The organism is Streptomyces zingiberis, from assembly GCF_012034935.1.
GTDB lineage: Bacteria > Actinomycetota > Actinomycetes > Streptomycetales > Streptomycetaceae > Streptomyces > Streptomyces zingiberis.
Window position 1 is genome coordinate 222982 of record NZ_JAATEN010000005.1, and the last position, 21832, is coordinate 244813.

20 protein-coding genes are annotated in these 21832 nt (G+C 74.5%); 7 read left to right on the forward strand and 13 right to left on the reverse strand.

Features of this window, described 5'->3' with window-relative positions:
- Nucleotides 1-82: 82 nt before the first annotated feature.
- The 4 genes from HCK00_RS08790 to HCK00_RS08805 form a co-directional block, all read right to left on the reverse strand.
- Complete coding sequence (locus HCK00_RS08790; protein WP_168101362.1) at nt 83-1387, reverse strand: collagen-like triple helix repeat-containing protein; 1305 nt, start codon at nt 1385-1387, stop codon at nt 83-85.
- A gap of 301 nt (nt 1388-1688) precedes the next feature.
- Nucleotides 1689-2615 carry an N-acetylneuraminate synthase family protein gene (locus HCK00_RS08795; RefSeq protein WP_168101233.1) on the reverse strand — a complete coding sequence of 309 codons (927 nt, stop codon included), beginning with the start codon at nt 2613-2615 and terminating at the stop codon, nt 1689-1691.
- Nucleotides 2616-2865: 250 nt separating this feature from the next.
- On the reverse strand, nt 2866-4338 hold the full coding sequence (locus tag HCK00_RS08800) for an acylneuraminate cytidylyltransferase (RefSeq protein WP_168101234.1): 1473 nt from the start codon (nt 4336-4338) through the stop codon (nt 2866-2868).
- Between the two features lie 119 nt (nt 4339-4457).
- Nucleotides 4458-5954, reverse strand: a complete 1497-nt coding sequence (locus tag HCK00_RS08805) for a DUF6716 putative glycosyltransferase (protein WP_168101235.1) — start codon at nt 5952-5954, stop codon at nt 4458-4460.
- A 187-nt stretch (nt 5955-6141) separates the two neighbouring features.
- Here HCK00_RS08805 and HCK00_RS08810 point away from each other — a divergent pair, with 187 nt between their 5' ends.
- On the forward strand, nt 6142-7149 hold the full coding sequence (locus HCK00_RS08810; RefSeq protein ID WP_168101236.1) for a glycosyltransferase family 2 protein: 1008 nt from the start codon (nt 6142-6144) through the stop codon (nt 7147-7149).
- Nucleotides 7149-8732, forward strand: a complete 1584-nt coding sequence (locus HCK00_RS08815) for a polysialyltransferase family glycosyltransferase (protein WP_240965381.1) — start codon at nt 7149-7151, stop codon at nt 8730-8732. The genes HCK00_RS08810 and HCK00_RS08815 overlap by 1 nt, the downstream gene beginning before the upstream one ends.
- Before the next feature lie 127 nt (nt 8733-8859).
- On the opposite strand, the gene HCK00_RS08820 is transcribed toward HCK00_RS08815, so the two are convergent.
- Nucleotides 8860-9642, reverse strand: a complete 783-nt coding sequence (locus HCK00_RS08820) for an SDR family NAD(P)-dependent oxidoreductase (RefSeq protein WP_168101237.1) — start codon at nt 9640-9642, stop codon at nt 8860-8862.
- A gap of 298 nt (nt 9643-9940) precedes the next feature.
- Here HCK00_RS08820 and HCK00_RS08825 point away from each other — a divergent pair, with 298 nt between their 5' ends.
- Complete coding sequence (locus tag HCK00_RS08825) at nt 9941-10318, forward strand: VOC family protein (protein ID WP_168101238.1); 378 nt, start codon at nt 9941-9943, stop codon at nt 10316-10318.
- Between the two features lie 85 nt (nt 10319-10403).
- Here the strand turns inward: HCK00_RS08825 and HCK00_RS08830 are convergent, their stop codons facing one another.
- Nucleotides 10404-10685 carry a helix-turn-helix domain-containing protein gene (locus tag HCK00_RS08830; protein WP_168101239.1) on the reverse strand — a complete coding sequence of 94 codons (282 nt, stop codon included), beginning with the start codon at nt 10683-10685 and terminating at the stop codon, nt 10404-10406.
- Between the two features lie 254 nt (nt 10686-10939).
- On the opposite strand from HCK00_RS08830, the gene map reads away from it, so the two are divergent.
- Entirely contained in the window at nt 10940-11707 is a 768-nt protein-coding gene (map, locus tag HCK00_RS08835) for a type I methionyl aminopeptidase (protein WP_168101364.1), read from the forward strand.
- Between the two features lie 76 nt (nt 11708-11783).
- On the opposite strand, the gene HCK00_RS08840 is transcribed toward map, so the two are convergent.
- Nucleotides 11784-12500: a GNAT family N-acetyltransferase gene (locus HCK00_RS08840; protein WP_168101240.1), complete on the reverse strand. Its 717-nt coding sequence runs from the start codon at nt 12498-12500 to the stop codon at nt 11784-11786.
- Here HCK00_RS08840 and HCK00_RS08845 point away from each other — a divergent pair.
- Complete coding sequence (locus HCK00_RS08845) at nt 12499-12798, forward strand: Scr1 family TA system antitoxin-like transcriptional regulator (RefSeq protein WP_168101241.1); 300 nt, start codon at nt 12499-12501, stop codon at nt 12796-12798. The two genes, HCK00_RS08840 and HCK00_RS08845, sit on opposite strands and share 2 nt — an antisense overlap.
- A gap of 9 nt (nt 12799-12807) precedes the next feature.
- Nucleotides 12808-13017 carry a DUF397 domain-containing protein gene (locus HCK00_RS08850; RefSeq protein ID WP_168101242.1) on the forward strand — a complete coding sequence of 70 codons (210 nt, stop codon included), beginning with the start codon at nt 12808-12810 and terminating at the stop codon, nt 13015-13017.
- Between the two features lie 187 nt (nt 13018-13204).
- Here the strand turns inward: HCK00_RS08850 and HCK00_RS08855 are convergent, their stop codons facing one another.
- Together HCK00_RS08855 and HCK00_RS08860 are read right to left on the reverse strand one after the other, a co-directional pair.
- The gene (locus HCK00_RS08855) at nt 13205-14794 is read right to left on the reverse strand and encodes a GntP family permease (RefSeq protein ID WP_168101243.1); all 1590 of its coding nucleotides are present in this window, start codon (nt 14792-14794) and stop codon (nt 13205-13207) included.
- Nucleotides 14781-15371, reverse strand: a complete 591-nt coding sequence (locus HCK00_RS08860) for a gluconokinase (protein ID WP_168101244.1) — start codon at nt 15369-15371, stop codon at nt 14781-14783. The genes HCK00_RS08855 and HCK00_RS08860 overlap by 14 nt, the downstream gene beginning before the upstream one ends.
- 224 nt (nt 15372-15595) lie before the next feature.
- Here HCK00_RS08860 and HCK00_RS08865 point away from each other — a divergent pair, with 224 nt between their 5' ends.
- Nucleotides 15596-16336 carry a FadR/GntR family transcriptional regulator gene (locus HCK00_RS08865; RefSeq protein WP_168101245.1) on the forward strand — a complete coding sequence of 247 codons (741 nt, stop codon included), beginning with the start codon at nt 15596-15598 and terminating at the stop codon, nt 16334-16336.
- A gap of 105 nt (nt 16337-16441) precedes the next feature.
- On the opposite strand, the gene leuE is transcribed toward HCK00_RS08865, so the two are convergent.
- From leuE to HCK00_RS08885, 4 genes are all read right to left on the reverse strand, one after another.
- Entirely contained in the window at nt 16442-17173 is a 732-nt protein-coding gene (leuE, locus tag HCK00_RS08870; protein ID WP_168101246.1) for a leucine efflux protein LeuE, read from the reverse strand.
- 156 nt (nt 17174-17329) lie between these two features.
- Nucleotides 17330-18928, reverse strand: a complete 1599-nt coding sequence (locus tag HCK00_RS08875; protein WP_168101247.1) for an acyl-CoA mutase large subunit family protein — start codon at nt 18926-18928, stop codon at nt 17330-17332.
- A gap of 342 nt (nt 18929-19270) precedes the next feature.
- The gene (locus tag HCK00_RS08880; RefSeq protein ID WP_168101248.1) at nt 19271-20923 is read right to left on the reverse strand and encodes a hypothetical protein; all 1653 of its coding nucleotides are present in this window, start codon (nt 20921-20923) and stop codon (nt 19271-19273) included.
- On the reverse strand, nt 20923-21624 hold the full coding sequence (locus HCK00_RS08885; protein ID WP_168101249.1) for an RNA polymerase sigma factor: 702 nt from the start codon (nt 21622-21624) through the stop codon (nt 20923-20925). Before HCK00_RS08885 ends, HCK00_RS08880 begins: the two co-directional genes overlap by 1 nt.
- Nucleotides 21625-21832 lie beyond the last annotated feature (208 nt).

Genomic DNA, 21832 nt, shown 5'->3' on the forward strand with positions numbered 1-21832 from the left:
TGGCCGGTTCCGGGCCTTCCGGTGCCTTTCAGGGGCTTTTCAGGAGCTTCCGGACGGCTCGCCGCGGTGCGGGAGCGCCGCGTCAGCCGCCCGGCGACGGCGCGGACCGCAGGTGGTGCACGTCCCGCGCGGTGCCACTGACCACCGCCAGGAAACCCTCCGCCCGGGGCGAGGCGTGCTCCGTCAGCCAGGCCGGGTCGATGTCACAGGCCGCCACCCGCACCTCCGTGCCGGCCAGCGCGAGCGGCAGGGTGTGCAGCACGGTGGAGGGGAAGCTGACGACGGTGCGCCCGATGGGCCCCCGGCGCGCGATCAGCTCCAGCGGCAGTTCCGGCCGGACGATCTCCAGCCCCGTCACCTCGGCGAGCCGGTGGAGCTTCCCGGTGGACTCCCGGCGGTGCGCGAAATAGCGGGTGGCGCCGTGCTCGCGGGCGAGCGCGGCGACCGCGCGGAGATAGGGCTCCACCCCCACGACCCCGGTCTCCGCGAGGTTGGTGCCCACCAGATCGGCGCCCTTGGTGAGGTGCGGCGGCCCGAAGCGGGCCCGGGTCCAGGCGAAGTCGTTGACCGTGACGGTGATGCCGTCCGGCGCCTCCACCGGCATCGAGCTGAACACCTCGACGGTCCGGCCGGCGCGGGGCGCGAACCGCCGGCGGGCGGCGCCCGCCACGGGCGCGTACACCGCGTCCCGGACTCCGGCCAGTCCTCCCGCGCCGTTGCGGTGCCAGCGCACCAGCCGCTCACCGCGGGCCAGTTGCGCGACGAACTCCATGGTGGCCGTCCCGTCGTCCACCACGACGATCTCCCGCGCGGAGGTGAGGCCGAGGAGGAGCTGCACATAGCGCGAGAAGGGGTCGCCGATGACCACGCGGCGCGCCCGGCGCAGCGCACGGGCGAGCGAGCCCACGGTGCGCAGCGGCGCGGTGGGACCGCCGCGCGCGTCCTCCCAGCGCACGCCGATCCCTTCCTCGCGGGCGAGTTCGGCCATCCGCCGGAGCTGGCCACGGGTCATCGGGTCGTTGTTGGAGAGGACGACCACGCAGATCCCGTCCCGCCCGGCCCCGGGGGTTCGCCTCTCGCCCGTGGCGTCGCCGGCGGTGGTGGCACGGGGTTCCGTTCCCCGGGTGGCGGAGACGCCGGGCGGGCCCGGCGCACCGGTGGCGCCGGGGAGGGCGGTGGCCCTGGGCCCGGGAGTGCCGGGGGCAGCCACGCCCCCGGCGGGCACCTCCGCGCCGGCGGGGCCGGACGGCCCGGGGCCCGCCGGGTGCGTGTGCAGCCACTCCAGGACGTTCAGCAGCTGCACGGGGCTCTCGACGAAGGCGAGCGTGTGGGTGCCGCCCGGCGTGACGGGGTCCGTGGCCGGACGCCGGGACGGACGGCGGCGCAGGACGCGGGCGCGCCGCGCCGCCGGGACGGGCCCCGCGGACCGGCCGCCGGACGCGGTCCGCTCCCCGGCCCCGCCTCCTCCCCCGGCCCCGTCCCGCTCCCCGGCGGCCGTCCGGGCGGTGGTCCCCGGCGGGCCGGTGACCGGAGCCGGGCCACCGGGCCCGGGCGGGCCGGCGGCCGGGCCACGGCCGGTGGCACCCGCGGCGTCCCGGCCGGTGGTCCCCCGGCCCGTCCCCTCGTCCGTCTGGGATCCGTTCACCGCCGTCGACCTCCCGTCGCTCCCGTCCCGGAGCCGTCGCCGCTCAGACCGCCGCGGGCTCACGGTCGTCGCTCTCCGCGACGACCCCGGCGACCCGGCGCAGCTTCTTCATGGGCCCGAGCTCGCTCGGGTAGACCTTCTTGACGCCGTCGCCGAGCGACTCCTCCACCACGCGGATGTCGCGGACCAGCCGCTGGAGGCCCTGCGGCTCGACGGAGGCGGCCTGGTCCGAGCCCCACATGGCGCGGTCGAGGGTGATGTGGCGCTCCACGAAGCAGGCGCCGAGGGCGACGGCCGCGAGGGTCGTCTGGAGCCCGGTCTCGTGGCCGGAGTAGCCGATCGGCACGTTCGGGTACTCGGCCTGGAGGGTCTTGATCACGCGCAGGTTCAGCTCTCCGGCCTTCGCCGGGTAGGTGCTGGTGGCGTGGCAGAGCACGATGTTGTCGCTGCCGAGCACCTCCACCGCGTGCCGGATCTGCCGCGGGGTGGACATGCCGGTGGAGAGGATGACGGCACGGCCGGTGGCGCGCATGGCGCGCAGCAGGCCGTCGTCGGTGAGGGACGCGGAGGCCACCTTGTAGCAGGGCACGTCGAACTTCTCCAGGAAGGCGACGGACTCCTCGTCCCACGGGGAGGCGAACCAGTCGATGCCGCGCTTCTTGCAGTGCTCGTCGATCGCCCGGTAGCCGGTCTCGTCGAACTCGACGCGGTGGCGGTAGTCGATGTAGGTCATGCGGCCCCACGGGGTGTCGCGCTCGATCTCCCACTGGTCGCGCGGGGTGCAGACCTCGGGGGTCCGCTTCTGGAACTTGACGGCGTCGCAGCCCGCTTCGGCGGCGGCGTCGATGAGCGCGAAGGCGTTCTCCAGGTCACCGTTGTGGTTGATGCCGATCTCGCCGGTGACGTAGACCGGGTGGCCGGGGCCGACGAGACGGTCGCCGAGGGAACGGGTGCGGGACGTGGTGCTCATCAGGGGGATTCCTCTGGTTCGGGTACGGGATCGGGGTGCTGGGTCGGGGGTGCTGATGGTCGGGGTGCCGTGGGTCGGGGGTGCCGGTCCGGAGGGGTGCCGGTGGCGTTCTCCGGGGTGGCGGCTCGGGCGGCTGCTCGGGTCGGGTCCTGGCCGGTGTGCGGGCCGGGGCCTGCGCGGTGCGGCCGGGGTGCGGACCGGGTGGTGGGTCAGCGGGCTCAGCGGGGCGGTGGGTCAGAGGGGCGGTGGGTCAGAGGGACGCGCCGAGGAGCCAGGCCGCGATCTCCCGGACCGCGCCGTACCCCCCGGGCGTGGTCGTGACGGCGCGCGCGGCACCGCGCACGACGTCGTGGGCGTCCGCGACCGCGACGGGCCAGCCGACGAGGCCGAAGCACGGCAGGTCGTTGACGTCGTTACCGACGTAGAGCACGCGTTCGGGCGTGACGCCCTCCTCCTCACACCACTGCTTGAGGGCGAGGTCCTTGCGGTCGATGCCGTGCAGGACCGGGATCCGCAGCTTGCGGGCGCGGGCGGCGACGACCGGGTTCTGCTCCGTGGAGAGGATCAGCAGCTTGAGCCCGCCGGCGCGGCGCAGCGCCGCGATGCCGAGTCCGTCGCCGCGGTGCACGGCGACCGTCTCCCGCCCGTCGGCGTCGACGTACACCCGGTCGTCGGTCTGGGTGCCGTCGAAGTCCAGCACCACCGCGTCCACGTCCTCGCGGGTGGGCAGCGCCCGGGGCCGGCCGGCGGTCTCGCCGGGGTGCGCGGGGCCGTCCAGGAGGGGCGCGAGGGCGCGGGCGCGGGCCAGGTCGTGCGGGTCGTCGATCTCCAGCACCCGGGCGGGGTCGGTGAGGACGGGAACGGTACGGCCGAAGAAACGATGCCGCGCCTCCCGGAACCCGGCGACGGACATGGCGTACGCGGCGCCCGTCTCCAGGTGGTCCTGCGGCCGGTCCTGCCGGCGGGGGCGGTGGGACTTGTCGTGGTTGACGCCGATCGCGTCCCCGGCGTCCCCGGTGGCGGCCTCCGCCGCGCGGACGGCGTCCGGGGCGTCCGCGGTGCGCGGATCGTCCGCGGTGCGCGGATCACCCGTGGCGTGTGGGTCACCCGTGGCATGCGGATCACCGGCGCCGGCCGCCTCGCGCGCCGGCCGGACGGCCGTCCCGCGCCAGACGAAGCCGTGGAACGGGGCGACGGTCAGCGCGCTGTCGGCGCCGTCCTCCGCCACCGCCGCGGCCACCCCGTCGACGTCCTCGCTCCGCAGGAAGGGGCTGGTGCACTGGACGAGCAGCACCACGTCCGCCGGCCGGCCCTGCCGCTCCTCGTGCACGTCCAGCGCGTGCAGGACCGCCGCCTCGCTGCCGGCCGTGTCGCCCGAGATCTCGGCCGGGCGGCGCACCACCCCGGCTCCGGCGCCGGAGGCCGCCGCCGCGACGGCGTCGTCGTCGGTGGAGACGACGACCTCGGTCACCAGCCGGCTCGCCAGGCACTCCCGGACGGCCCGCACCACCAGCGGTACTCCGCCGACGGGGGCGAGGTTCTTCCGGGGCACGCCCTTGGAACCGCCCCGGGCGGGGATGACGGCGAGCACCGAACGGCCGGGGGCTATCGCCTCTCCGCCCGGGGACGCGGGGGCGGGCACGTGCTCCCGCGCGGTCTCCGGGGCGGTCTCCGGGGCGGGTGTCACCACCTGTTCCCGAACCGTTGTTCCGGTCTGCGGCATGGGGACTCCTCGGGTGGGCGCCACGGCCCGGTGCTGGTTGTCGGGGGTGGGGGCCACCGGTGACGGGGCCGCCGGAGAAGGGGCCGCCGGGGAAGGGGCCTCGGGGGCGGGGCGTTCGGTCACAGCTCCCCCAGCCGGCGGATGACGGGGGCCACGCGCTGCACGCCGTGGCGGTAGGCACCGCGCGCCGCCTCCCGCACGGCCCCGCGGACCACCTGCCGCATCCCGCGGGCGTCCGCGGCCTCGGCGCCGGATCCCGCGCCGGTCGGCGCGCCGCCGCTGTCCAGGCCGTAGCGGGCGAGGATGCCGGGCAGATAGCCGGGGGCGGTGACGGTGGTGTAGTAGGGCGTCACGGGGGGCAGGGCGGGCCGGTCCAGGAGCTTCGCGATCCGCTCCCGCGCCGCGTCGAACGCGCGCTCGTAACCGCCCTCGGCGGCGACCCCTTGGCGGGCGAGCCAGTCCGGGTCGGGCTCCGGCCGGTGGCCCTCGTCGAGCTCGTCCCAGGAGGCGAGGCAGCCGGAGCCGAGGAAGTGGTGGTTGCCCAGCGCCTCGCGGATGCCCAGATCGGTGAGCACGGCCGTGGGGATGCGGCGGTGCAGGGCCTCCAGGGCGGCGGTCGAGCTGACCGTCACCAGCAGGTCCGTCCGGTCCAGCACCTCGCCCATGTGCCCGTACACCAGGCGGCAGTTGATGGGCAGCCCGCCGGGCAGCCGGTTCACCAGCTTCTGGTACGGCAGTTCCTCGATGTGGGTGGTGTGCTCCCCCGGCTTGCTGCGGAGCTTGATCAGCACCTCGCGCTCCGGGTGGCGGCGCGCGTGTCCGGCGGCCCGCCGCAGCAGGTGGTCACGGCCCGCGCGGTCGGCGGGGACGGAGGGCTGGACGGCGAAACAGACGGTGTAGGGGCGCTCCCCCGCGGCCGGCTCGCGGTACGGCGCGCCACCGAGGAACGGCAGCGCCGCCTCCACCACGCTCCCCGTTCCGGCGCGCACCCCGGCGTAGACGGCGCGGAAGCGCTCCGCGTCGTGCCGGGAGTTGGCCAGGACGACATCGGCGCCGTGGCGCAGCAGCAGCCCGTCGGCCAGCTTCTCGTAGACGACGCCGACATAGCCGGTGACGATCACGGGACGGCGTCCGGCCCGCGGCTCCGCGGCCACCGGCTCCCCGGTCGCCGTGGCGCTCACCGGCTTCGGGGAGGGGTCCGCGCCCCGCGGCCCCCCGGGCTCCGCCGTCGGCGCCGTTCCCGCGCCCGTCTCCGGGACGGTCCCCGTTCCCGGGACCGGGCCCGTTGCCGTCCCCGCTTCCGCGAAGGCCCGGCGCAGACCGTGCAGCATGGCCTGGACGGCTCCGCCCACGCAGGCGAGCACGACCACGTCGTACCCCCCGGTGGTCACGGCGCGGAGAAAACCGGCGGTGGTCACCTCGCGGAGGGAGTCGGCGCGGATCCCCACCTCGTCGAGTTGACGGGCGGTGGGCGTGGCGCGGCCCCGGAGCAGGAAACCGTCGAGCCGCATTCCGGGAGCGATGCGGTGCGCGGTGAGCGCGCCCCATTTCCATCGCGTGTCGGAATCGGCTAGTACGGCCACTCGCGGAGCGGCGGGACTGGTACTGACTGGCACGTCGAAGACGCTAGGAAGCGTTTCCGTTCCCCGGCCCAACTCAGTCTCAACAACGGGTTAACAGGAAGTCGCCGGATGGCCAACCGGACGGCCCGGAAAGCGAGTTAACCGTTCCGCCATGCGTCGTTCACCATTGGTCCCACCAGGGGACAGAATGCACGGCGGAGGTCCGCGTAGTGTCGTCCGGGTGGTCAAGCTCTCCGTCATCGTGCCGTTCCACAACGTTCGCGCATTCGCACCGGACGCCCTGAGAAGCCTGCGTGCGAATGCAAGAGAGGATGTCGAATTCCTCCTCGTCGACGACTGTTCGACGGACGGCACCCGGGACGTCCTGGAGCGTGCCGAGAAGGAACTCCCGGGCTCCGTCCTGCTGCGGCACGAGCGGAACCTCGGGTCCGCCTCCGCCCGCAACACGGGTATCGACGCCGCCCGCGGGGAGTATCTGACGTTCCTCGACGGGGACGACTGGTTCGCCCCCGGTCACTGCGCCGAGCTCCTCGGCGCCGTCGAGGCGCTCGGCTGCGACTTCCTCCGCATCGACCATGTGCGGTGCACGGGCCGGAACCGCACGCTGTACCGGGTGCCGCACGGCCCGCGCAACGTCGTCCTCGACCCGCGCGACGCCATCCTGCCCGCGGAGCGCTCGACCTCCGTCGACTACGCGTACGCCTGGGCGGGGATCTACCACCGGCGCCTCGCGGACGACGGCGTGCTGCGCTTCCCGGACGGTCTGCACACCGCCGAGGACCGGCCGTGGATCTGGCGGCTGCACCGGGAGGCCGCGTCCTTCGCGGTGGTCGGCCTGCACGGCGTCTTCTACCGGCGCGGCGTCACCTCGTCCCTGACGCAGATCGGCGACGTCCGGCAGCTCGACTTCATCCGCGCACTCGACCAGGTGATCGAGGAGACCCGGCAGGACCCGGAGGCGGAACGGTTCCTCCCGAAGGCGGTACGGACGTACTGCGCGATCATCGCCCACCATCTCGGCACCATGGAGAGGTTTGAACCGGCCGTGGCAGTTAAGTTGCGCTCGATGAGCGCCGCGGCCCTGCGGCGGATGCCGCAGGACGCCCTGAAGGACGCCCTGGACTCGATGGACCTGGAGCGCGGCTCGCGGCTCCGGCGGCTGCGACGGCGGCCGGCCATCGGCAGGACGGGCGCGGCGACCGCCCCGGGCACGGAGGTGACGGTCTGATGGCGGACTCGCTCACGCCGGAATCCCGGACGCAGAACCAGGCCGGGGACCGGGCCGGGGACCGGGCCGGGGACCGGGCCGGGCGGCGGCCGCAGGAGTGGCCGCGGCCGGAGGGGGAGCGGTCCGGCGGCCCCCGCGGCCGTACCCAGATCTTCCTCGCCTCCACCCTGTACGGCGTCGCGACGCTCGCCGCCGCCCTCGACGCGGGCTGCTGGGAGCCGTGCGACCGGCGGCTGCTGCTCGTCAGCAACAACGCCGCCACCCCGGAGACCACGACCCCGCTCGACGCCATGCCGGGCTTCCGCCCGCTGCGCTCCCGCTTCGACCGGGTGCTCTCCTGGAACGACACCATCAGGCCGTACCACCCCGGCGGCTGGGCGCCGCGTCCCGACGACGTCCCCCTGTGGGAACGGCAGCTCCGGCGGGCCTGGGAACTCGGTGACGACGACCTGGAGATCGTCGTCGAGTCGATCCAGGTGAACCCCGCGTCCGCCGTGGCGCAGCTCTTCCCGGACGCGGCCGTCGACGTCTACGCGGACGGCCTGATGAGCTACGGGCCGACCCGGGTGAAGCTCGACCCGCTGATCGGCACCCGCGTCCGCCGCCTGCTCCACCTCGATCTGGTGCCGGGCCTGCGCCCTCTGCTGCTCACCGAGTTCGAACGGGTGGAGCAGCGGATCGTGCCCGGTGCGGCCTTCACATCCGTGCTCGGCGAGGTGTCGGACGCGGTGGACGCGGACCTGCTCGGGTGGCCGGACCCCGCTTCCGGGACCGACGCGGCCTCCGCCGCCTCCCCCGCCTCCACTCCTGGGCACGGGCCGGCGCCCGGCGCGCCCGCCCTGCTGCTGGGGCAGTACCTCTCCGCGCTGGACATCCTCACCGCCGAGGAGGAGGAGCGGCTGCACGTACGGATGTTGCGCGGGGTCGCCGCGCTCGGCCACCGGCGGATCGTCTTCAAGCCGCACCCGACCGCGCCCGCGCGCTGGTCGCGGACGCTGGAGAAGGAGGCCGGGGAGCTCGGTGTGGACCTCACCGTGCTGGACGTCCCCGTCCTGGCCGAAGTCCTCTACCGGCGGATGCGCCCCGCGCTGGTCGTCGGCTGCTTCTCCACCGCGCTGCTGACCGCCGCCGTCTTCTACGGCCTGCCCGTCGCCCGCACCGGCACGGAGCTGCTGCTGGAACGGCTCAGCCCGTACCAGAACAGCAACCGCGTGCCGGTCACCATCGTCGACGCCCTCCTGCCCGACCTGGACGAGGACGGCGCGGTGCTCCGCGGGGCCACCGCCCCGGCGCTGCTGCGGTCCGGGGAACAGCTGACCGATCTGGTGTCGGCCGTGGGCTACGCCATGCAGGCCCAGCTCTACCCGGAACTGCGCCCGGTGGCCGAGCGCTACCTCCGCGCCCACCTGGACCGCTACACGTGGCGGTACTTCAAGCGCCGGCGCCTCACCGCCCTCGCCCTCCCCGGCGCCGTCCCCTCACAGCTGGCCTTTCTGCCGCGCAACCCCACCGTGCGGCGCGCCGTCCGCCGGGCCCGCTCGGTGCGGCGCCGGATGACGCGGAAGGGCGGAAGCGGCCGGTGAGGTGAGGGAACGGAAGCCGGGCGGCGGGCCCCGGGAACTGGAAGGCCGAGTTCACGGGGTCCGGGCGGCCGGACGGCCCGTCCGGGCCGGCTCAGGCGCCGGGCGGCCGGCGGGGAAGGGCCGGCTCCTACATCACCACCACGGAGTTCTTGCCGCCGTCCACGCTCAGGACGGCGCCCTGGATGTAGGAGGCCCGGGGCGAGACCAGGAACCGGATGGCCTCGGCGACTTCCTCCGGCGTACCGCCGCGGCCCGCCGGCAGGCTCGCGAGGTAGTTCCCGAACATGTCGCGCATGTGCTCGTTCACCCGGGTGAGGATGAAACCGGGGTCGACGGAGTTGACCCGCACACCACGAGGCCCGTACTCGGCGGTCCACGACTTCGTCAGCATGCTCAGGGCCGCCTTGGCCGCCTGGAAGGCGCTCGTACCCGACGCCGCCATCCTGGTGCTGAGGCTGCCGACGTTGACGATCGCGCCCCGGCCGCGATCGGCCATGGCCGGCGCGAACGCTCCCGTGAGGAGGTACGGCGCCTTCACATTCAGGTTGAAGGCCCTGTCGAACATCTCCTCCGTCGTCTCCTCGGTCGGCGCGAAGCCCCCTCCACCGGCGTTGTTGACGAGCACATCCAGCGGTTCACCGCTCAGGGCCTGCCGCACCTCGCCGACCAGGCGGTGCACCGCCGCCATGTCGGTGAAGTCGGCGACCAGGTCCACCGCCCGCCCACCGGCCGACTCGATCATTCTCCGGGTCTCCGCGGCCCGGTCCCCGTCCCGGCCGCAGACCACGATCGCGTAGCCGTCCTCGGCCAGCCGCAGCGCTGTCGCCTGTCCGATCCCGCTCGTCGAACCGGTGACCAGGGCCCACGAACCCCGCGCCGCGGCCGTGTCCGGCTCCGTCGTCCCGCCCATACGTTGTCTCCTCCTCGGCGGAGCGCACCCCCATACGCCCGCGGTCCTGGCCAGATCTGACTGGGCGTCATCATGCCGCAGGGGTACGGAACCCGTCCGGGTGGGGCGCCCCGGGACATCACCTCCCGCGGGCCGGGGCCCGGTTCCCCGGGCCCGGCGTTCGTCCGTCGCCGCCGGAGGTGCCGACCGGCCCGGGCGAGCGGGCATGGACGGGGATGCCCCGGCCGGCTGCCCGGTGTCCGGGCTCCACTCGTCGCGAACCGGCGGACGCCGGGTGGGGTGGTCTACGCTGCCCCTCGTGATCGCCAAGATGCAGTGCGTGGTGCTGGACTGCGCGGACGCCGGGGAACTGGCCCGGTTCTACCATTCGCTGTTCGGGGGCGCGCTGAACCGGCCCGATCCACGGTGGTCACTGGACGGCGACTGGGCGACGCTCCACACCGCCACCGGCCTCGTCCTCGCGTTCCAGCGGGTCGAGGACCACCGGCCGCCGCGGTGGCCGGACCCCGGCCACCCTCAGCAGTTCCATCTCGACCTGGAGGTCGAGGACGTGGACCGGGCCCAGGAAGAGGTCCTCCGGCTGGGCGCGGTGCTGCTCGACCGCGGCGAGGGACAGCGCGGCTGGCGGGTCTTCGCCGACCCCGCGGGCCACCCCTTCTGCCTCGTCCGTCACTGACCGGCCCGGCCGCCCGGAGAGCCCGGCCCGGCCCGAGCCGGCCGCCCCGCCCCGCCGCGCGGCGTGACGGCCCGTTCCGCACCCCTCACGCCGTCAGCGCGTCCGCGGGGCGGTCCCCTTCCTCGACCGGCGCGCAGACGGCGGCCAGTTGATCCATCGAGACGCCCAGCGCGCCGGCCAGAGCCGCCACGGTGAAGAAGGCGGGGGTCGGCGCGCGGCCGGTCTCGATCTTCCGCAGCGTCTCCGCCGAGACGCCCGCCGCGGCGGCGATCTCCGCCATGCTGCGCCGCCCACGCGCCTCACGCAGCAGTGCGCCCAGCCGTTCTCCGCGCTGCCGCTCCCACGGAGTCAGAGGATTTCTCACCATGACCGTGATACTAATACCGGTATAAGAATTGGGTTGGACCGGGTGCCGTCCGTGGCCGGGACCCGTACGGCCCGGCCTGCCCGTCCGGCGCCCGGCCGCAGTCGCCCCGGCCGCGGACGGGCCACGGACGGCCGCGTGGCGCCGGGCGGGGCGGGGCCGGGCGGGACGGGGGCCACGGCCTGCCGCACGGCAACCGGACAGCGGTACCGAGGACAAGAGCCGGGCACTCCGGACACGGGAAAGGCATGAGGGACATGGTGGAGATCAAGAGCGCGGCGGCACTCGAGGCCATGCGGGAGGCGGGGCGCGTCGTGGCCCACGCGCTCGCCGCCGCGGAGAAGACCGCGGAGGTGGGCGTGTCACTGGGGGAACTGGACGAGGCGGCGCGCTCGGTGCTGAGCGCGGCCGGCGCGCGCTCCCCCTTCCTCGGCTACCGTCCGTCCTTCGCGCCCGTGCCGTTCCCGGCCGTGCTCTGCGTCTCGGTCAACGACGCCCTCGTCCACGGCATCCCGGGCGACTACCGCCTCCGTGACGGTGATCTGGTCAGCGTCGACTGCGGTGCCGAACTCGACGGCTGGACCGGGGACGCCGCCACCAGCTTCGTCGTCGGCACCCCGCGCGCCGAGGATCTGACGCTGATCGCCACCGCCCGGGAAGCGCTGACGGCCGGGATCGCCAAGGCCACGGCGGGAGGACGGCTCGGGGACATCTCGCACGCCATCGGCTCCGTCGCCGAAGGCGCCGGGTACGGCATGCCCCTGGACTTCGGCGGCCACGGCATCGGCCGCCGCATGCACGAGGACCCGCACGTCGCCAACCGGGGCCGGCCCGGCCGGGGTTACCCGCTGCGCCCCGGGCTGACGCTCGCCATCGAGCCGATGCTCATGGCGGGCGGACGGGACGAGTACGTCACCGACCCCGACGGCTGGACCCTCCGCACCGCCGACGGCAGCCGGGCGGCCCACATGGAGCACACCATCGCGGTCACGGAGGAGGGCCCCCGCATCCTGACCCTGCCGTGACGAGGGACGGCGGGGCCGGCCGGGGGAGGCGGCAGTTCGCGACGGCGGGTCCGCCGGGCCTCCCGGGCCGGCGCCGTCAGCCCGGGAGGCCGAAGAGTTCCCGGCAGGGCGCCAGACCGTGGATCTCGACCGGCACGGTCCGGTGCGCCTCCCACGCGGCGCGGTCCAGGCGCATCCGCCGCAGCGTCCGGGCCCGGCCGCGCACCGCGAGCACCTGCTCGCCGTCCGGGCGGTAGCCGAGCTTGCGGGAGACACCCGCCGAGGGGCCGTTCTCCACCATGGCACCGGTGGTCATCGAACGGGCACCGAGCCCTTCGAACGCGAGGTGCAGCACGGCAGCGCGCATCTCCGTCCCCGTGCCCTTGCCCTGGTGGGGCAGGCCGAGCCAGGAGCCGGTCTCCGCCTCGCGGGTCACGGCGTAGTCGGAGGCGGTCATGTCCTGCCTGCCGACCACCTCCCCGTCACGGAGCACGGCGAAGGACAGCGTCCACCTCTCCGGCCGCCACTCGGCGACCGTGCCCAGCACATGCTGGAAGGTGGCGCGGGCGACCTCCTCCGGAGTGCCGGCCGTCCAGGGGAAGGAGAACGGCATCTCCGCCGGGTCGTGCACCCCGCCCGCCGCGACGGAGGCCAGCCGGTCCAGCAGCGGAAGGTCCGGCAGCCGCAGTTCGAGCCGGGGCGTCGTGACGCGGAGGCCGTACAGCGGCCAGTGGCGCGCCGGGGGGACCGGCCGGCGTGGCTCCTGAGGGTGCGCGCCCGGCTCGTGAGGTTCGGGCGGTTCGTGCGTCTCCATGACCGAATCCTGCCGAACCACGCAGGTAGGCGTCGAATGCATTACCGGGCGGCGCGGGCTTCCAGGCGCTCCGTTCGACGCCGAAGACTTCGCGGGTTCCGGGTACTCAACGCTCTACCTGAGCGGCTCCGTTCCACAACTCGACACGGTTCAGTTCGACACCGCGCACGGTTGTAATTTCATCGACGCCGAGTCGAAGCTGCGACGCTACCGGGCACTCCTGGAGTCCATGACGTCCTCAGCCCTGGACCCCGGCGCCTCACAAGCATTGATCAACGACATCGCCGAACAGCTCTGAGGGGTATCGATGACAATCAACTGGCGGAAGTCGTCCTTCTCCGGGGGTGGCGAAGAGGCCGAGTGCATAGAACTCGGCACTTCTCAGGCCGGATTCCACATACGCGAGAGCGACGCCCCCGGGACCGTCCTCTCCCCCGCCCCCGCCGCGCTCGGCGCGCTGCTGCGGGCCGTCAAGGCGGGCGAGTTCGACCCGGCGGCCAGGGCCGCCCACGACTGATCCGGTCCGGTCCGGCCGCTGCCCGGCGCGCCAGGGTCCGGCCGGCACCCCGGAGAAGCTCGGCCTCCGCCCCTCCGCCCCTCCGCCCCTCCGGCAGCACGATCCCCGCGACACCTGACATCAGGGTGTCGCGGGGATCGCCGGAACCCGCCCGCCGGCAGAGGCCCCTCTCAGCGGCGCGCGACCGTCAGGCGATCAGCCAGAGCCCCGAGGCGAGCACGAAGGCCGACAGGCCCAGCGTGGTCTCCATGACGGTCCACGTCTTCAGGGTGGTCTTCTCGTCCATCCCGAAGAAGCGGCTGACCAGCCAGAAGCCCGAGTCGTTGACGTGCGACAGGACGGTCGCGCCGGCCGCGATGGCGATGACCAGCAGGGAGATCTGGAAGTCGCCCAGCCCCGCGTCGGCCACCGAGCCGGCGATGAGACCGGCGGTGGTGGTGAGGGCGACCGTGGCCGATCCCTGAGCGACCCGCAGCAGGGTCGCGATGACGAACGCCTGGACGATCAGCGAGATGCCGAGGTCCGCGAGCGAGCCGCTGAGGGCGTCGCCGATGCCGCTCAGCCGCAGGACGCCGCCGAACATGCCACCCGCACCCGTGATCAGGATGATGGAGCAGATCGGGCCCAGCGCGTCGTCCAGGACCTTGGTGACGTCCCGCATCCCGCCCCGGGTCCGGCCCAGGACGACGATGGCGACCAGGACGGTGATCAGCAGGGCGACCGGCGTGTTGCCGAGCAGGCTCAGGAACGAGGCCCAGCCCGCGCCCTCCTCGATGGTCCCGGCGGTGGTGAGGGTGGCGATGACGGTGTTGAAGGAGATCAGCACCAGCGGGACGAGCAGCAGGAGCAGCACGGTGGAGAAGGCCGGCGGGCGCCCGGCCAGCGCGGCCTCGGGGGTGCCGGCCGGGGTGGTGACCGTGGTGGTGGCGGCCGTGGCGCCGGTGGGCGCGGGCGCCGCGCCACCACCGGGGGCGCCGGGGGTGCCGTCGCCCTTGCCGGGGGTCCCGGCGCCGTTCCCGTCGCCCTTGCCGGAGACGGCGGAGGCGGAGGAGGCGTCCGAGGCGGCGGAGGCGTCCTGGGAGCCGGCGGGAGCGCCACCGGTGTTCATCGGGCCGAACAGCACCTGCGGCACGTCGACGACGAACTTGGCGCCGAGGTAGCGGGAGACCAGGTAGGCGCCGACGTACCAGGAGATGACGGCCACGGGGGCGCCGATGAGGAGGGTGGTGCCGACGCTGCCGCCGAGCACGTCGGCAGCGGCCACCGGGCCCGGGTGGGGCGGGACGATGCCGTGCATCGCCGCGAAGGCACCGGCCGCGGGCAGCCCGTAGAACAGCAGCGAACCGCCGAAGCGGCGGGCCACGGTCATGATGATCGGCAGGAAGACGACCAGACCGGCGTCGAAGAAGATCGGGAAGCCGAACAGCAGCGCGGCCACACCGAGCGCGAGCGGGGCCCGCTTCTCACCGAAACGGTTGATCAAGGTGTCGGCCAGGACCTGCGCCCCGCCCGTCACCTCCATCAGCCGTCCCAGCATCACGCCGAAGGCCACCAGCAGCGCCACGGAGCCGAGGGTGCTGGAGAAACCGAACATCAAGGCCGCGGGGATGTCCGCGACCGGGAAGCCGGCGGCCAGCGCCGTCAACAGGCTGACCAGGACGAGGGCCACGAAGGCGTGCAGCTTCACCTTCATGATCAGGAACAGCAGCAGGCCGACGGCACCCGCTGCTATGAGCAGCAGCGTGGCCGTGCCGTAGGCCGGGTCAATGGCTTCCATCAGAACGCTCCATCGGGTTCTCCGGGCTGAGGTGCGGGGTGGTGTGCGGGGTGAGAGCAGAAGCGGATTCGGGGAGGGGACCGGCGAGGGCCGTGACCGCGCGGTCCGCGATCTCCTCGGGCCCGGACGTGACGGAGATCGTCACGCCCCGCTCGTCCGCTTCGAGGGGCTGGAGCGTGGCGAACTGGGAGTCCAGCAGCGCCTCGGGCATGAAGTGCCCCGTCCGCCCCGCCATCCGGCCGGCGATCAGCTCGCGGTCACCGGACAGGTGGAGGAAGAAGAGGCCGGGCGCGGCGGACCGGAGCCGGTCGCGGTACGCCCGTTTCAGCGCGGAGCAGCTGACCACGCCCCCCTCGGCGGTGTGGCCGTGGGCCCAGGCGCCGATGGCGTCGAGCCAGGGCTCCCGGTCACGGTCGTCGAGCGGGGTGCCCGCGCTCATCTTCGCGATGTTGGCCGGCGGGTGGAAGTCGTCCGCCTCGGCGTACGGGACGCCGAGCCGGTCCGCCAGGAGCGTGCCGACCGTCGTCTTGCCGGTCCCGGCGACTCCCATGACGACCACGACATGGGGGGTGGGCATCATCACCTCGCTGTCTGGGCGGTCTGCGTCGGGTGACGCCGCCCGGCGTCGGTGCCGGGCTTCGCCGTCGGGATCCCCGACGCCGCCGCAGCACACTACAACCCATATGTACGACGTATTCAAGAGTCCGTAATGCAATAGTCACACTTAAATGCTCACCGACCCCGACGCGTACGCTGACATCCACGCGGTGGAGCGATCCGGACACGGGGAGACGCAGAGGCATGACAGGCCAGCAGCCAGGCGGCGAGGCGGGGCGGGACCGGCGCGACCGGGACCGGGGGCTGCACGGACGGCTGCTGGCCTCGCTCGGCCCGGCGATCGCGTCGGGCGAGTACCCGCCGGGGACGGTGCTCCGCACGGACGAGCTGGAACGCCGGTTCGACGTGTCCCGGACGGTCGTCCGGGAGGCCGTGCGGGTCCTGGAGTCGATGCGGCTGGTGGAGTCACGGCGCCGGGTCGGCGTGACCGTGCGGCCCGTCGAGGAGTGGAACGTCTTCGACCCGCAGGTCATCGGCTGGCGGCTGGCCGGGCCCGACCAGGCGCGTCAGCTCCGCTCGCTGACCGGGCTGCGCTCGGCCGTGGAGCCCGCCGCCGCGGGGCTCGCGGCGCGGCACGCGACGGCCGAGCAGTGCGCGGAGCTGACGGGGCACGCCCTGGGCATGGTCGCCACCTCCCGCGGCGGGCAGCTGGAGGCGTACCTCGTGCACGACGTGGCGTTCCACCGGGTGGTCCTGCGCGCCTCGGGCAACGAGATGTTCGCCAAGCTGGGCGACGTCGTGGCCGCCGTGCTGACGGGGCGCACCCGGCACCACGTGATGTTCACCGACCCCGACCCGGCCGCGGTCACCCTCCACGTCCAGGTCGCCGAGGCGGTACGGGCCCGGGACGAGAAGCGGGCGGAGGAACTGACCCGGGAGATCACCATCGGGGCGCTGGCCGAACTGGACGTCCTGGCGCCGTAGCCCGGTGGCGTCCTGCGGCACCCCGCGGAGCGCGCCCGGGGCCGGGAGAAGGAGCCCGGACGCGTCGGGAGAGGGACCGGTTCACCAGGCCTTCTCCCGCCGGATTCAGCCCGCGCCGCTCAGCGAGAGCTTCACCGCGAAGCCGAGGAAAAGCGCGCCCGCCGCCGAGGTGAGACCGGCCGAGAGACGGCGGCGGCTGCGGAATCGTTCCGCGAGCCGGCTGCCACCGAAGATCAGCGCGGTCAGATAGGCGCAGCTGAAGAGCAGGCACAGCGACCCGAGCAGCAGGAACGACAACGCGGGGTGGGCGTAGGCGGGATCGACGAACTGCACGAAGAAGGAGACGAAGAAGAGGATCGCCTTCGGGTTGAGCAGGCTGATCGCCAGGGCGCGCCGGAACGGCCGTTCGGCGGCCGGGCCCGTTCCGGCGGCAGCCGCCGGCCCCGGGTCTCCTCCGGCGGGCCCCGGTCCGGGCGCCGCCGCGGTGGCGATCCCGGCCGCCGCCGTGGCGGCGGCCACGTCCCCCGACCGGCGCCTGCGCCACATCGCCGCGGCGGCGCGCAGCATCCCGACGGCGAGCCAGGTCAGATAGCCCGCCGCCGCGTACTTCACGACGGCGTAGAGCACCGCGTTGGCCTGGAGCAGCGAGGCGACACCCGCCGCCGAGAGCAGCATCAGCACCGCGTCCCCGACGAAGACCCCGCAGGCCGCCGCATAGCCACGGCGCACCCCGCGGCGGGCGGCCACGGAGAGGACGTAGAGCGAGTTGGGGCCCGGAAGCAGGATGATCAGGGCGAGCCCCACCAGATACGTCGGAAGGTCGGTAACTCCCAGCATGGGCGGAGTTTCGCACACGGGAGCGAACACCGGCCACCAGGGATTCCGGCAGCCACCGCCCGCCCGGTGAGGACGGCCACGGCGAACCGGCGAACCGGCGCCCCTGCGGCACGGAGCGGCCCGCGGGCGCCGGCCGGGAGCCTTGCCCCGTCCGCCTCAGAAGGCGTCCGTCGGGACGTACGCGCCCCAGATGTCCCGCAGGGTGTTGCAGACCTCGCCGACCGTCGCCTTCGCCTTCAGCGCCTTCTTCATCGGGTACAGCACGTTCTCCGTGCCCTCGGCGGCGGCGCGCAGCTCGGCCAGCGCCGTGTCCACGGCCTGCTGGTCGCGGCCGGCGCGGAGTTTCGCCAGCCGCTCCGCCTGCTGCGCCTCGATGGCCGGGTCGACGCGGAGCGGCTCGTAGGGCTCCTCCTCGTCGAGCTGGAAGCGGTTGACGCCGACGACGATCCGCTCGCCGCTGTCCGTCTCCTGCGCGACGCGGTACGCGCTGCGCTCGATCTCGCCCTTCTGGAAACCGTGTTCGATGGCGTTCACCGCACCGCCCAGCTCCTCCACCCTGCCCATCAGCGCGACGGCCGCGGCCTCGACCTCGTCGGTGAGCGACTCCACGACATACGAACCGGCGAACGGGTCGACGGTGTACGTGACGTCCGTCTCGTAGGCGAGGACCTGCTGGGTGCGGAGCGCAAGCCGCGCCGACTTGTCCGTGGGGAGGGCGATGGCCTCGTCGAAGGAGTTGGTGTGCAGCGACTGGGTGCCGCCGAGGACGGCGCCGAGCCCCTGGACGGCGACCCGGACGAGGTTCACCTCCGGCTGCTGCGCGGTGAGCTGCACACCCGCGGTCTGCGTGTGGAAGCGGAGCATCAGCGATTTGGGGTTCTCGGCGCCGAACTCCTCCTTCATCACCCGCGCCCAGATCCGGCGCGCGGCGCGGAACTTGGCGACCTCCTCCAGGATGGTCGTCCGGGCGACGAAGAAGAACGACAGCCGGGGCGCGAAGTCGTCCACGTCCATCCCCGCGGCCACGGCCGTGCGAACGTACTCGATGCCGTCGGCCAGCGTGAACGCGATCTCCTGCGCGGGCGAGGCCCCGGCCTCCGCCATGTGGTAGCCGGAGATCGAAATGGTGTTCCAGCGGGGGATCTCGGCCTTGCAGTACTTGAAGATGTCCGCGATCAGCCGCAGCGAGGGCTTGGGCGGGAAGATGTAGGTGCCGCGGGCGATGTACTCCTTGAGCACGTCGTTCTGGATGGTTCCGGTGAGCTTCTCCGCCGGAACCCCCTGCTCCTCGGCGACGAGCTGGTAGAGCAGGAGCAGCAGGGCCGCCGGGGCGTTGATCGTCATGGACGTGGAGACCTCGCCGAGCGGGATGCCGTCGAAGAGGATCCGCATGTCCTCGATCGAGTCGATGGCGACGCCCACCTTGCCGACCTCGCCGCTCGCGATCGGGGCGTCGCTGTCGTGCCCCATCTGGGTCGGCAGGTCGAAGGCGACGGAGAGGCCCATGGTGCCGTTGGCGATGAGCTGCTGGTAGCGGGCGTTGGACTCCGTGGCGGTGCCGAAACCGGCGTACTGGCGCATCGTCCACGGCCGGCCGGTGTACATCGTCGGGTACACGCCGCGGGTGAACGGGTACGCGCCGGGCTCCCCGAGCTGCCGGTCCGGATCCCAGTCCCGGAGGGAGTCCGGGCCGTAGACGGGCTCCACGGGCAGCCCGGACTCGGTCATTCGCTTGTTTCCGGACTCGCGCGCCATGGTGCCTTGCCTCCTGTAGAGCGGTGGGGGGCCGCCGCCCGGTACTCACCGGTCAATGGTTGGGTCCGCCACGGACTGTAGCGGCGGGGCCCGCACGCCGTGGAGGTCCGCCCGCTGGGACGTTGCTCACAGGCGGCCGGACGCGGCGGACGGGGCCGAGGGTGCCAGGGGGGCGGGGCCGGGAACGCCGGGAAACGGTCGTGGAGAGGGCGCGGGCGGGGCCGGGGGAACGTGCCCCGCCCGCGCCGTTGCGCGGAGCCTCAGGTACGGGGGGAACCCGGGCTCACGCGCCGCCGATGACCAGTCGGCTCACTACGTACAGCGCCGCCTTCCCGAAAAACGTCACACGCCCCGGCCGGCCGTCGCGGCCGCCGCGTCACGCTCCGGGGCCCCAGGGTCCTGGGCGTCACGATCGGCCCGGCGGTCCTGGTCGCCGCGGTGCTGGTCGCCGTTGTCCTGGGCCCCGTCGTCCTGGGTCCCGTCGTCCTGGGTCCCGTCGTCCTGGGTCCCGTCGTCCTGGGTCCCGTCGTCCCGGGTCCCGTCGTCCTGGGTGTCACGGCCGGCCCCGCGGTTCCGTTCCTCGCGGTTCGGGCCGCCACGCTCGGGGGCGCCGCCACGGCCGCCGGCGCGCCGCCCGCTGGAGCCGGCCGCACCTCGGCCGTCGTTGCGGCTGACGTAGGGCTGCCCGTCCTCGCCACCGGACCCGGTACCCGAGTCCGGCCCGGAACTCGCCCCGGGACTCACCCCGGACGGCGGGCCGGAGCCCGGGCCCTGGCCGTGCCCCGGCGCGTCGTCGTACCCGGCGCGGGGACTGTGCCCGCCCTCGGAACCGCTCCGGCCGGGGCGGCCGCCCTCCTCGCCCCGGTCCTCCTCGTGGCCGCGCTTCCCCTGGTCCCGGCCGTTGGGCTTGGTCCCCAGCAGCAGGGCGCAGTGGGCGCGGACCGCCTCCGCGCCGCCGACCGCGGCCTCCAGCCGCTGCCGGGTCCGCCGGTCGAGCGCGTCCGCCGTGTACTGACGGCAGAGGGTGACGGCGGCCTGCCGGCCGGAGAAGGTGGAGAAGCCGGGCGCGGTGGCGCTCCCCTCGCTCTGGTGGGAGCCGGTGCCCCGGTCCCCGGACCGCCGGGTGGACTCCGCCTCCTCGGCGCCGCCGTAGTCCTGGCTGTTCGTGCCGTGGCCGGGGCCGGGGGACGCGCTCGCCGCGCCCGTCCCGGGCGGGGGAGACGGGTCACCGCCGGCGGGCAGGCTCGTCGCCGGGCGCGGCGGAGCGGTGGTGTGATCGGACGGTACGGACAGGGCCCCGACTCCGGCCGCCACCGCGACACCGCCGAGCGCGCAGGCCGCCACCGCGACGGCGACACCGGCGCGGACCGGGCGGCCCAGAGCCGTGCCGCGGCCGAGGGCGAAGCGCCGTCGCCCGATCCGCCGTCCACCGCTCCCGCCGCTCCCACCACTTCCGCCACGCCCCGCGGCGGTCACGGTGACGACCGCTGTCCCGCCGGTGGCCCCGATCCCGGTGCCGGGGCCGGTGCCGATCCCGGTGCCGGTGCCGGTGTCAGGTCCGGAGCCGGGGGCGCTGCCGGCCTCGTACGAGGTGCGGGTGTCCGCCGGGGCGGCGGCGGGGCCGGTGGTGGGGGCGGCGGCTGCCGTCGTGGCGCGGTCGCGGGCCGCCTGCGCGAGGCGGCGGAACGGACGCCGCCGGCAGGGGGTGCGGGAGGGCCCCGAGGTTTCGGCGGACGCCTCGCGGAAGGCGGCCAGCACGACCGCTTCGCCGAGCAGTTCACCGCCGTGGTCCGTACGGGCCGGCAGCCGGGCCGGGTCGGCGACGGAGCGCAGGGCGGCCGAGAGTTTCCGGGCCCGCTCCTCGCGCCGCCCGTCCCCGGGGGACCCGAAGGCACCGGGAACTCCCCCGCCGCCGCCCGACAGGACGAGGGGCTCACCGCGCAGCAGCCGCTCCGCCGTGTCCTCGTCGAGCCAGTCGTCGCGGTCGTCGGACATCACATGTCCTTCTGCGTGCGCGCGTACGTTTCCGTCACACCGGCCGCCGCCGTCCTGCGGAAACCCCGCTGGGGCGGCACGCCGTCCACCCGCAGGCGCGGAAGGCCACCGTCCGCGGTGGACGGCCCCTCCCCCTCGATGGAGCCGGCGCCGCCTTCGTCGAGGAGTTCCGCGAGCCGCCGCAGCCCCCGGTGGGCGGCGGTGCGCACCGCGCCCGGCCGCTTGCCGAGGACCTGCGCCGCGCTGGTGGCGTCGAGCCCGACGACCACGCGCAACACCACGGCCTCGGCCTGATCCCGGGGGAGACGGGCGATGAGGCGGAGGGTCCGCCCGGTGCCGAGCGCCTCCAGCGCCTCCGAGGCGGTGTCGGCGTCGGCCGCCCGGTCCGCCAGTTCGGTGTCGTCACCGCCGACGGCCGGCCGGCGGCCACGCATCCGGATGTGGTCCAGCGCCCGGTTCCGCGCGATGCGGGCGGCCCAGGCGCGGAAGCGGTCCGCGTCACCGCTGAACCGGCTCAGGTCACGCGCTATCTGCAACCACGCCTCGGAGGCCACGTCCTCGGCGTCGCACTCCCCCACCAGCGTCCGGACATAGCCCAGCAGCCGCGGGTGCACCGTGCGGTACACCGAGCGGAAGGCGGTCTCGCTTCCGTCCTGAGCCGCGTGCACTGCGGCGGTCAGCTCCGCGTCGTCCCCCAGCACGCCTTCATCCTGCCTGACTCATGTTCCGTACCCGTGGCACCGGAGCCCCGGCGCACGGCGTTCCCGTGAACTCCCCGGACCCGTCGCCGACGGCGGTCCGGCGCCCCCGGGCCGCAGGCCGCCGCGGAGGCTCCCCGGCGGGTGCCAGTGGCACGCTACGGCGGTTACCCGCCCAAGTCCACGGCCGCGGCCCATGGGGGACGTCACG